Below are 10320 nucleotides of genomic sequence, written 5' to 3' on the forward strand. Positions count from 1 at the left end.
GCAGCCCCTTGGGTTTTCAGGGCTGCTGCGCAGCCCAACGCGGGACAAGCCCGCTCGCCACAACTGTCTATCATTTCTCATAGGATTGGGTCCAACCAGCAATATTGCGGTTGAGCACGGCCTGCATGGGAGCTGGCGACAGCCTGCGATGAAGCCAACGCCAATCAGCCGCCGAGCAACGCTCGCTGCGCCTGGTCCAGCTCCAGCTCGCTGAACACCTGTACGCCTTCGCGGCGCAGCAGCGCGGTGGTCACGCCCTCGCCGGCCACCTTCACCCCTGTAAAACTGCCGTCATAGGTCAGCCGGTTGCCACACGAAGGGCTGCCCGACTTGAGCACCGCCACTCGAATGCCATGGCGACGCACCAGCGCTACAGCCAATTGCGCCCCGGCCAGAAACGCCGCGCTGACATCCTCACCCACCACGGTGATCACCTGCGCCTGGCCGTCCAGCACCTGACCGCCCTGCCCACCTGGGATCTCCGCCGCCGGGCGCGGGGTCGGCAGCCCTCCGGCGACCTCCGGGCACAACGCCACCACCCGCCCCTCGGCCTGCCAGGCCTGCAACAAGCCAGGATGGCCACTCGCCCGCCCGTCATAGCGCACCGGCTGCCCTAGCAGGCAGGCGCTGACCAGGACCTTGGGCAACTCAGAACGGGTCATTGCCACGGTGCCGGAACCAGCCCGTCAGTGACAAGCGCTCGCGGCCAGCGGGCAATACTTCGTGGGGCACGTCGCCCGACAGAAACACCACCAGGGTGCCCGCCAACGGCTCGACATCACGCTGCACATCGCCTTCGAGGAACATGCGCAACTGCCCGCCATCAGTGGGCTGCCAGCTTTCGTTGAGGTACAGCACCGCCGACACCGTGCGCCGGTCGTCATCACGAAAACGGTCCAGGTGGCGACGGTAGAAGGCACCGGGCGGATACAGCGCAAAATGGCATTCGAAATCTTCAAGCCCGAGGAACAAGCCCTGGTTGATGGCCTGGCGCAGGCTGTCCATGGCGTGCAGGTAGCGGTCGCAGGGTTCGGATTCGCCGGGGTCGATCCACTGGATCTGATCGCCGCGAATGGCCTCGCGCACTTCCTGCTCGGCGCCGCGCCCCACCCCGGCCGGGTTCAGCGCGCCCTGGGCATGGCGCTGCCGACACTCGTGTGCCAGCTCGCGCGACAGCGCGTCGGGTATAAACAAGGTTTGCTGCGACCAGCCACGGGTGGCCAGGTCATCGACGATGGTCGACAGCATCGGGTGTTCGAGAGGTAAGTGCATTGCGCATCATAGCCATTCGGCAGGTACTCGCACAGCGCCACTTGGTCAGGAAGCGGCGCGGGTATCTCGACAAAGCCCCGCTGTGCCAAGGACAATGGTGCCCTGCCGACAGGAGTCCTGAATGCGCCGTCTGTTTTCCCTGCTGCTGCTGATGATCTGCACCGTGCCTGTCTGGGCAGACAGCCTTGATCAGCTGTACAAAGTCGCCGGTTGGCCCGACCAGCGCGCCCATTTCACCGATGCCGTGAGCGCCGCCCAACAGCGCTACCGCAATAGTCTGCCGCCTGCGGTTTACCAGGCACTGGTCAATAACAGCAACCAGCGCTTCAAGCCCCAGGCCATGGACGCGCGCGCCCTGGCCCAGTTGCGCAGCAACCTGGCCAACCCGGCGCCGGCGCTGGCGTTCTTCCAGTCGCCCCTGGGGCGCAAGGTGGTGGCCGCTGAGCTGCTGGCCACGCGCAAGGACCAACTGGCCAAGAACGCCAAGGGCCTGCCGAAGATGCAGGCCAGCGACGACCGCCTGCTGATCATCGGCCACCTGGCCCAGGCCTTGCCCGCGCGCGAAGCCGGGGCCGAGGTGAGCCTTGCGATTGCCGGGGTGGCCGCCGATAGCCTGAGTTCGATGATCCCCGGCCTGTTCGGTGGCGGGCAGGCCCAAGGCATGCTCGACGGCCAGCGCCAGCGCCTGATGAACCAAGTCGGCGAAGACCTCCACAACACCCTGCTTTACGTGTACCGCGGCCTGTCGGACGCAGAGCTTGAGCAATTCTCGACCTTCGCCGAATCACCTGAAGGCCAGGCCTATTACAAAGCCGCCGTGGCCGCCGTGCGCGCAGCCCTGGCGGTTGGCCAACAAGCCTCGGACCTCAAGTGATCAGCCCAGCCGCTGGCCAATGAACTCGAAATAGCGCTGGCGGATGTCCGGCAGCTCGTTGGCCAGGTGGTGACGGGCGTCGGCCATCAGCAAAATCTGCGGCGCCTCGAACTTGGCCTTGAGCACCTTGAGGTTGTACGGCCAGTCGACCGTCCCATCTGCCTCCCCCTGCACGATCAACAGCGGCCGCGTACTGCGCGGCGCCGTCTCGATACGCCGCACCCATTTCAGCAAGGCCCCTACCCAGGCAGTGGGCAGGCGCCGGGGTTGCAGGGGGTCGGCCTGCAGAAACGGCATGAACGCAGGGTCATTGGTGTTTTCGCTGAAGCGCCGCTCGATGCCATCGACAAAGTGGCGCAACACGCAGTAGCTGAGTTTCGACCAATGCCAGGCGCGCGGGCGCACCAGCGGCGCCAGCAGAATCACCTGGCCGTCCGCCGGGCTTTGTTCGGCACAGTGCAGCAGGTGGTCGACCACGATGGCAGCCCCGGTGCTTTGCCCGCACAGGTGCCACGGGCGCGGCAGATCAAGCTGGCGCGCCTGCGCGAACAGCGCCTCCAGCACCTGCTGGTACAGGCCGAAGTCGGCAATGCTGGCGCGCTCGCCGCTGGATAGCCCATGCCCCGGCAGGTCGCAGCTGATTACCACGTAATTGCGCGCCAGCGCCCATTCGATCACATGCCGGTACAGGCCCATGTGGTCGTAGTAGCCGTGCAGCAAAAACATCGTCGCCACCGGTTGCGCGGGCATCCACACCTGGCCGACCAGGTCGAAGCCCGCAGCCTTGAAAGCGCCCAGCCAGCTCTGCGCCGGCAGTTCGAGGCCATAGAAACGCTGGTAGTCGCGGCCCTCGGCGGGCAGCGGCTGGCGCTCGGCAAGGCCAGATAGGCTGCTGCGCAGCAGGTCGGGGTGAAACGTGGCAGGCATGGGTACATCCACAATGCAGCGAGTATTGATCTGGGATATTCAGCTCTGCGAGGCATCGTGGCAAGCTTGGCCACCTATTGATCGTGCGCTGCCCATGAAGATCCGCTCCCTCGTCATTACCCTGCTGTGCGCCGCCGCCCTGTGGTGGGCCTACGACAGCTTCCAGGCCCGCTACCTGCGCCCGTTCGACAACCAGGCCACGCTGTTCGATGGCAGCCAACTGCGCCTGCCGGCAGACCTCTCCGGCCCCGGCCCGATCCGCGTGGTGCATTTCTGGGACCCGGCCTGCCCATGCAACGTCGGCAACCAGCAGCACCTGGGCGAACTGGTCGCGCACTTCGCACCGCTGGGGGTGAGTTTCCATGTGCTGCAAAAACCCGGCACCCACGGCCAGTTGCCGGCCAATCTGGGTGCCCTCAAGCCAGTGGATAGCCTGCCCGGCAGCGAACAGCTTCCGGCATCACCTGCGGTCGCGATCTGGGACCGCGACGGCAAGCTGGCCTATTTCGGCCCGTACAGCGAAGGGGCCGTGTGCAATTCAGGCAACAGCTTCATCGAGCCGGTGCTCAAGGCACTGATGGAAGGCCGGCCCGTGCTGGCAGCCAACACCTTGGCCGTGGGCTGTTACTGCCCTTGGCAGGTCGGTAGCCTGCGATAACGTTACCCAAGACATCCTGAAGCCGCCAATCTGGAGATTCCCGGCAAAATGCTTGCCGCTCGGCCTTCACATATAACCGTACTGCTTGAGCAGCTCGGATAACGCTTGCTTGAGTTCGGACTCCGTGAGCTCCGAGGGGAAGTCTTTAGGCCCATCGACAAAACTGTCTGCAAGGCCAAACATTATGGCCAGGCACTCCCCCATAGCATCATCGTCCTGAGCTAACACTCCAGACTTGCCTTCAACGCGCCATTGCACAAAGAAGTCGGTGGTAAATTGATCACCACTAATATTCGAGGCAACCAGCTCCTTCGCAAGATCAATTAACACCATACTCATTACAAAACCCCCGTTTCAATGTAGTTATTAAACTGAGCGGAGCCAGGCTCTAGACTCCACCCTGAAAGAAAATCGCCATCCGCCCGAACCACTACCACCTTATTACTAGATGGATTGAAATAAACCTTCGAACCCGGCTCGCGACGATAAGTTCCTCTCTCGACTGTTCCGGGATCATCCAAATGCTGCTGCATTGCGTCTCTGAATCGGGTAAGAGTTTCCCTGTTCTTCTGAGTGTCACTCACTCCAAAATCTATCGCATGCTTAAACTTCTTGTCTAGCTGCCTGCGAGTAAATATCCCTGAGTCCAATGGATCGGTGAACATCAAATAAACAGGTTCAAGACCAGAGTCTTGCGGAAAAATGACGACTAAGTCAATTGGCTCTGGAGTGCTCCCAGGATAAGTAGTAACAATGTCAACAGGCTGCAACTCCAACCCGGTATATGTCGGAAGACTTGGTGCCACTGCAGGTGTCGTAGTGCTTGAATTGAAGTCGCCTGGCTGCTTTGCAGGTGTCCACGTCAAAGTCAATGGAGGCTCATCAGGAATCCAATTTTGTACAGTAACGCTATAATTACCTGTCTGCGGATTGAGCGTGGCCACCCTCGCAGGCACATTATTAGAAACGTTTGCGCTTTGCGTGCTAAACAACGAAACGTAGGAGGTCCCATCAGACCTAATTTCGCTTGTTAGCCTAAACAGCAACTCAACTTTATTCTGGGCTGCCGCCATGGCCATGAAGTCACCATCTGATACAAAGCCCAGATCGTTAGCATTTAAACCCAGTCCATAGCGAAACCTTCTTGGAGTCTGGTCTTGCTCCTCACTTGCCGTGGCACTAGAGTAAACGACTGCCGTGAGGGCTGCTGCAAATGGCGCGCCAGGCCCAGCCATGAGGATACGCCGTAGCGCGACAACAGCGTCTGCGATGCTTTTACCCAAAGCTGAAATTACCGCTTCAGTCAAAGGAATGACACCTAAGCCGGGCACGGTCAACGCAGCAGCAGCGCCTGCTTGAAAATGGTAAGTACCTGTAGCCGGTGAGTTATCTCTAGAAGATTCGCGCTCCCTAGCTTGCTCTAAGCTGGAATTCAGATTCGATTTGCGCTCTTGCAAAACCTTGAAAGTCTCACCGACTACTTGCGACTGTAAAGCTGCTCGGTAAGAGCTCTGATAAATACCATACTCTGACTTAGGGAACGGCCCCCAAGCACGCCAAGACTTTGGAATCCGTGACATGTTGGCAGCTTTAATCTGAGCGGCACTGAGGTCTAGCACACTAGTGCCCGAAAACTTGATTGATTCAGATGCGAGCAAACCTATTTCATAGGTTGCCCCCACAAGCAAGCGGTCAACTATATTTATGTATTCTTCAATATCAGCGGCACTACTGGAATCAGTATCAGATGGAATACCTAGCTGGATCAAATTCCCTAGGGCAGCCGCACCTGCTTCTACGATCAATGGGCCATAGGACGAATCTAGGTAATCTTTCACCCTCTTCAGTTCTATAGAGATCTCTTGCATCATCCTGTTGAATGTAGCTAGTTGCAACCGTCCCTCCCTGTCCCTCTCGTTATAGCTATAGGAAAATGATCCAGCGTCGAAAGGTAGGGGATCAGGCCCAGGGCGGACAATTGTCGGAGGTAGCTCTACTGTCATGTTCATTCCTTGAAAATGAGGGAAAAGATCGGCGCCAAGGCACTGTATAAAAACACAGTACTCAAGTCAACGCCTCCCTCGTACTCAAGGAGCAGAGCCGAACGGAGTACGCTGCCGATCCCTCCGCGCTTGAGACAGCACGAGAGTTATGCTTGGACAACAGGCACTGTAGGACTGGCAGATCAGCACTTGCCATTTTCCTACGGCCCTTGGTTACCGTCTGCGGCAGAGGCTACACTCGAGGAGCTAAGTCGCAGTGGAATTCTCCACAGTGCTTCGCCCAAGGTGACGAGAAGTTTCGATGAACTGCGGCCTTACACTGCAAGCGACTGTCATCATCATCGCCGCCCGCTGGTTACTGGGACGTCCAGGACAAGCGAGCAGCACGTGAAAGCGCGTTGCTCACCCAAAGTTGTGAGCATTCACCAAGTGCGCAAAGACGCAATTTTCATATCGCACTTATAGGCATAGAGCATCGCCGGCCGGTGCTGGCAGCCAACACCTTGGCCGTGGGCTGTTACTGCCTTTGGCAGGTCGGTCGCCGGCGTAAAACTGCCCGATGCACGTCGTCACCCTCTAACCCGCGCCGGATTGCCGACCACCACCGCGCCTGCCGGGACGTCCCGGGTCACCACGCTGCCGGCACCGACCACGGCGTTGTCGCCGATGGTCACCCCCGGCAGGATGATCGCACCGCCGCCCAGCCATACATTGTTGCCAATGCTCACCGGTCGCCCGCTTTCCAGGCCCGTGCGCCGCACCTCGGGGTCCAGCGGGTGGTCGGCGGTGTAGATCTGTACCGCAGGCCCGATCTGGCAGTCGGCGCCGATGCGCACCGGCAGCACGTCGAGGATCACGCAGTTGAAGTTGATGAAGGTGTTGGCTCCCACGCTGATGTTGTAGCCGTAGTCGCAGTAGAACGGCGGGCGAATCACCACGCCCTCGCCAACACTGGCAAAGTGCTCGGCCAGCAGGCCATGGCGGGCCTGGCTGAGCAATTCGACGCTGTCGTTGTAGCGGTGCATCCACTGCTTGTTGGCGGCCTGCTCCTTCTGCAGCTGCGGGCAGCTGGCGTGATAGAGCTGGCCGGTCAGCATTTTCTGTTTTTCGCTAAGGGCCATTGAAAGTCCTCCCTGGGGGCTATGCTGAGTGCGCGAATCCGCCGAAGATCGGACCACAATCTTTTACGCGAGTGCACAAGGAGTCTCGATGAAGCGCAGCCTGACCTTGCTGGCGATGGTGATCGCTCTCGCCATCGCCGGCAGCGGTTACTGGTACGTGCAGGGCAAGCAGCCGGTGCGTGAAGGCGAGTTGGCCCTGGCAGGCCTGCAAGGGCCGGTCAGCGTGCGTTACGACGCCCGCGGCGTCCCGCACTTGCAGGCGCAGAACGAAGCCGACCTGTATCGCGCCCTCGGCTACGTGCACGCCCAGGACCGGCTGTTCCAAATGGAGATCATGCGCCGCCTGGCGCGTGGCGAGCTCGCTGAAGTGCTGGGCGCCAAGCTGCTGGCCACCGACACGCTGTTTCGCAACCTGCGTATTCGCGAGCAGGCAGCGCTGATGGTGCAGCGCATCGACCACCAATCTGCACCGTGGCAGGCGCTACAGGCCTACCTCGACGGCGTGAACCAGTGGCAGGCCGGCCACCCCAAGCCCATGGAGTTCGACCTGCTGGGCATCGCCCCGCGCCCCTTCACCGCCGAAGACACCCTGAGCATCGCCGGCTACCTGGCCTACAGCTTTGCGGCGGCGTTTCGCACCGAGCCTGCGCTGACCTACATCCGCGACCAGCTTGGCCCTGAGTACCTGAAAATCTTCGACCTGGGCTGGCACCCTGACGGCGCCCTCGCCGCACCGCTGGCCGCCGCCGACTGGCGCAGCCTGGAGCAACTCGCCCAACTCAGCCACGCGGCCCTGGGCGATGCCGGCATCCCGCAGTTCGAAGGCAGCAACGCCTGGGCCATTGCCGGCAGCCGCACCCGCAGCGGGCGGCCACTGCTGGCCGGCGACCCACATATCGGCTTTGCCGTGCCAGCGGTGTGGTACGAGGCCGAGCTTTCGGCGCCGGGCTTCAGCCTGTATGGCTATTTTCAGGGGCTGAACCCGTTCGCACTGCTGGGCCACAACCGTGAATTCGGCTGGAGCCTGACCATGTTCCAGAACGACGATGTCGACCTGATCGCCGAAAAGACCAACCCCGCCAACCCCGAGCAGGTCATGGTCAACGGCCGCTGGCAGACGCTGGAAAAAACCCAGCAAAGCATTGCCATCAAAGGTGAAGCGCCGGCCACCATCACCCTGCGCCGCTCGCCCCACGGCCCCATCGTCAACGATGTGCTCGGCAGCAGCGCAGGGGTCACGCCGATTGCCATGTGGTGGGCATTTCTCGAGACCGAAAACCCGATTCTGGAAGGCTTCTACCAGATCAACCGCGCCGACACCCTGGACAAGATGCGCGACGCCGCCATCAAGGTGCAGGCGCCCGGCCTGAACCTGGTGTGGGCAAACGCCAAGGGCGATATCGGCTGGTGGGCGGCAGCGCGCCTGCCCATGCGCCCTGCCGGGGTCAACCCGGCGTTCATTCTGGACGGCAGCAGCCAGCAGGCCGACAAACCCGGTTTCTACCCGTTCAGCACCAACCCGCAACAGGAAAACCCGGCCAGTGGCTACATCGTCTCGGCCAACTATCAGCCCGCGGCGCCTGTACCAGTGCCCGGCTACTACAACCTCGCCGACCGTGGCCGCCAGCTCGACCGCCATCTGGCCCGCCCGGACATCCAGTGGGACACCGCCAGCAGCCAGGCCCTGCAACTGGACACCAGCAACGACTATGGCCCGCGCACCCTGGCGCCGCTGCTGGCCACCTTGCGCAGTATCGCCCAGGGCGATGAGGAAAAAGAGCTGGTCGAGCAGTTGGCCGCCTGGCGCGGCGACTACCCGGTGGACTCGACCAGCGCGACGCTGTTCAACCAGTTCCTTTACGAACTGGCCTTCGCTGCCCTGCACGATGAGCTGGGCGACACCTGGTTCCCGGTGCTGATCAGCACCCGCGCCATCGATGCCGCACTGCCGCGCCTGGCCGCCGACCCGGCGTCACCCTGGTGGAATACCCGCGGCAGCAATGAACATACCGACCGCAGCGCCATCGTGCGCCTGGCTTGGCAGCGCAGCCTCAACCACCTGCGCGATACCTTCGGCCAGGACTGCGCCACCTGGCAATGGGGCAAGGCCCACACCCTCACCCACAGCCATCCGCTGGGGGTGCAAAAGCCGCTGAACTTGCTGTTCAACGTAGGCCCGTTCGCGGCCCCCGGCAGCCACGAGGTGCCGAACAATCTTTCCGCAAAAATCGGCCCGGCGCCCTGGCCGGTTACCTACGGACCTTCGACCCGCCGCGTGATCGACTTCGCCGACGCCGGCTCCGCCGCCACCATCAACCCCGTAGGGCAGAGCGGCGTGCCGTTCGACAAACACTATGCCGACCAGGCCGAGGATTACATCGAAGGCCGCTACCACAAGGCGCGCATGGGGGTGATTCCGGCGCAAAGTACCTTGCGCCTGGTGCCTGCGCAGTGACCCCTACCCACTTCAGGAACTGACCATGGATAAACACTTCATCGAAATCGACGGCGCGCGCATGAGCTATGTCGATCAAGGCCACGGTTTTCCGCTGCTGCTGGGCCACAGTTACCTGTGGTCGGCGGCCATGTGGCAGCCACAGATCGAGGCACTGTCGCGGCACTTCCGGGTGATCGTGCCGGAGCTCTGGGGCCACGGCAGCTCGGACGCCCCACCGGCGTGCACCACCGACATGAGCGCCCTGGCCCGCCAGCATCTGGCCCTGCTCGATAAGTTGCATATAAAGAAATGCCATCTGGTCGGGCTGTCGGTAGGCGGCATGTGGGGCGCGCAGCTCGCTGTCGAGCACCCTGAGCGCGTCGACCGGCTGGTGCTGATGGACACTTATCTGGGCGCAGAGCCTGAAGCCACTCGGCTCAAATACTTCGCCCTGCTGGATGCAGCCAGCGCCGCAGGCACCTTCCCGGAGCCTTTGCTGGACATCATCGTGCCGATTTTCTTCCATGCCGGTGGCCAGACTGTGCCAGAAATCCGCGAGCAGTTCCGTGCCGACCTCAAGGCCAGCAGCGCGCAAACCATTCGCCAGAGCCTCGACCCGCTGGGGCGGGTGATTTTCGGCAGGCCCGACCTGCTGGCGCGCCTGGGCGAATTGCCGGGTGAGCGCAGCATTGTCATCTGCGGCGACCAGGACATTCCCCGGCCGCCAGAAGAGTCCAACCAAATGTCACGCCTGATCGGCTGCCTGGCGGCGCAGATCCCCAACGCCGGGCATATCTCCAGCCTGGAGAACCCGAAGGTGGTGAATGATTTTTTGTTGGCGTGGTTGCCGCGTAATCGTTGAATAGTGGCTGCAGCACTGCTCTGTGGCCCAGAGCAGCTTGGTGGGAGAGTCCAGGATCTTTACTCGCTTGTGGTGGCCTCATCGGATAGATAGTTGTGGCGAGCGGGCTTGCCCCGCGTTGGGCTGCGCAGCAGCCCTGAAAACCCAAGGGGCTGCTGCGCAGCCC

10 protein-coding genes are annotated in these 10320 nt (G+C 61.8%); 4 read left to right on the forward strand and 6 right to left on the reverse strand.

All coding sequences use genetic code 11. The features are described from left to right. Window positions 1-164: 164 nt before the first annotated feature. Window positions 165-662 carry a DUF523 domain-containing protein gene (locus HU720_RS23035; RefSeq protein ID WP_186523284.1) on the reverse strand — a complete coding sequence of 166 codons (498 nt, stop codon included), beginning with the start codon at window positions 660-662 and terminating at the stop codon, window positions 165-167. After that, window positions 649-1272 carry a 2OG-Fe(II) oxygenase gene (locus HU720_RS23040; RefSeq protein ID WP_186523286.1) on the reverse strand — a complete coding sequence of 208 codons (624 nt, stop codon included), beginning with the start codon at window positions 1270-1272 and terminating at the stop codon, window positions 649-651. Before HU720_RS23040 ends, HU720_RS23035 begins: the two co-directional genes overlap by 14 nt. Before the next feature lie 121 nt (window positions 1273-1393). Between HU720_RS23040 and HU720_RS23045 the strand changes: the two genes are divergently transcribed. Continuing rightward, entirely contained in the window at window positions 1394-2146 is a 753-nt protein-coding gene (locus HU720_RS23045; RefSeq protein ID WP_186523288.1) for a DUF2059 domain-containing protein, read from the forward strand. Here the strand turns inward: HU720_RS23045 and HU720_RS23050 are convergent, their stop codons facing one another. Beyond that, the gene (locus tag HU720_RS23050; RefSeq protein ID WP_186523291.1) at window positions 2147-3073 is read right to left on the reverse strand and encodes an alpha/beta hydrolase; all 927 of its coding nucleotides are present in this window, start codon (window positions 3071-3073) and stop codon (window positions 2147-2149) included. Window positions 3074-3167: 94 nt separating this feature from the next. Here HU720_RS23050 and HU720_RS23055 point away from each other — a divergent pair, with 94 nt between their 5' ends. Further along, window positions 3168-3731 (forward strand): DUF6436 domain-containing protein, encoded by a 564-nt coding sequence (locus tag HU720_RS23055; protein WP_186523293.1) that lies wholly within the window; start codon window positions 3168-3170, stop codon window positions 3729-3731. A 66-nt stretch (window positions 3732-3797) separates the two neighbouring features. On the opposite strand, the gene HU720_RS23060 is transcribed toward HU720_RS23055, so the two are convergent. The 3 genes from HU720_RS23060 to HU720_RS23070 all read right to left on the reverse strand — a co-directional run bounded on the left by HU720_RS23060 (window position 3798) and on the right by HU720_RS23070 (window position 6855). After that, window positions 3798-4070 carry a colicin immunity domain-containing protein gene (locus HU720_RS23060; protein WP_186523295.1) on the reverse strand — a complete coding sequence of 91 codons (273 nt, stop codon included), beginning with the start codon at window positions 4068-4070 and terminating at the stop codon, window positions 3798-3800. Next, complete coding sequence (locus HU720_RS23065; protein WP_202883589.1) at window positions 4070-5626, reverse strand: S-type pyocin domain-containing protein; 1557 nt, start codon at window positions 5624-5626, stop codon at window positions 4070-4072. Before HU720_RS23065 ends, HU720_RS23060 begins: the two co-directional genes overlap by 1 nt. A 677-nt stretch (window positions 5627-6303) precedes the next feature. Then, on the reverse strand, window positions 6304-6855 hold the full coding sequence (locus HU720_RS23070) for a sugar O-acetyltransferase (protein WP_186523299.1): 552 nt from the start codon (window positions 6853-6855) through the stop codon (window positions 6304-6306). A gap of 88 nt (window positions 6856-6943) precedes the next feature. On the opposite strand from HU720_RS23070, the gene HU720_RS23075 reads away from it, so the two are divergent. Together HU720_RS23075 and HU720_RS23080 are read left to right on the forward strand one after the other, a co-directional pair. Further along, window positions 6944-9310, forward strand: a complete 2367-nt coding sequence (locus tag HU720_RS23075) for a penicillin acylase family protein (RefSeq protein ID WP_186523302.1) — start codon at window positions 6944-6946, stop codon at window positions 9308-9310. 25 nt (window positions 9311-9335) lie between these two features. Continuing rightward, window positions 9336-10154, forward strand: coding sequence for an alpha/beta fold hydrolase (locus tag HU720_RS23080; RefSeq protein WP_186523304.1), 819 nt, complete (start codon window positions 9336-9338; stop codon window positions 10152-10154). Window positions 10155-10320: the final 166 nt, after the last annotated feature.

This window comes from Pseudomonas sp. SWRI51, assembly GCF_014268825.1.
GTDB lineage: Bacteria > Pseudomonadota > Gammaproteobacteria > Pseudomonadales > Pseudomonadaceae > Aquipseudomonas > Aquipseudomonas farsensis.

Coding starts and splice junctions, on each gene's coding strand:
- HU720_RS23075 (WP_186523302.1), top strand. CDS start 6,944: ATGAAGCGCAGCCTGACCTTGCTGGCGATGGTGATCGCTCTCGCCATC.
- HU720_RS23040 (WP_186523286.1), bottom strand. CDS start 1,272: ATGCACTTACCTCTCGAACACCCGATGCTGTCGACCATCGTCGATGAC.
- HU720_RS23070 (WP_186523299.1), bottom strand. CDS start 6,855: ATGGCCCTTAGCGAAAAACAGAAAATGCTGACCGGCCAGCTCTATCAC.
- HU720_RS23055 (WP_186523293.1), top strand. CDS start 3,168: ATGAAGATCCGCTCCCTCGTCATTACCCTGCTGTGCGCCGCCGCCCTG.
- HU720_RS23035 (WP_186523284.1), bottom strand. CDS start 662: ATGACCCGTTCTGAGTTGCCCAAGGTCCTGGTCAGCGCCTGCCTGCTA.
- HU720_RS23045 (WP_186523288.1), top strand. CDS start 1,394: ATGCGCCGTCTGTTTTCCCTGCTGCTGCTGATGATCTGCACCGTGCCT.
- HU720_RS23050 (WP_186523291.1), bottom strand. CDS start 3,073: ATGCCTGCCACGTTTCACCCCGACCTGCTGCGCAGCAGCCTATCTGGC.
- HU720_RS23060 (WP_186523295.1), bottom strand. CDS start 4,070: ATGAGTATGGTGTTAATTGATCTTGCGAAGGAGCTGGTTGCCTCGAAT.
- HU720_RS23080 (WP_186523304.1), top strand. CDS start 9,336: ATGGATAAACACTTCATCGAAATCGACGGCGCGCGCATGAGCTATGTC.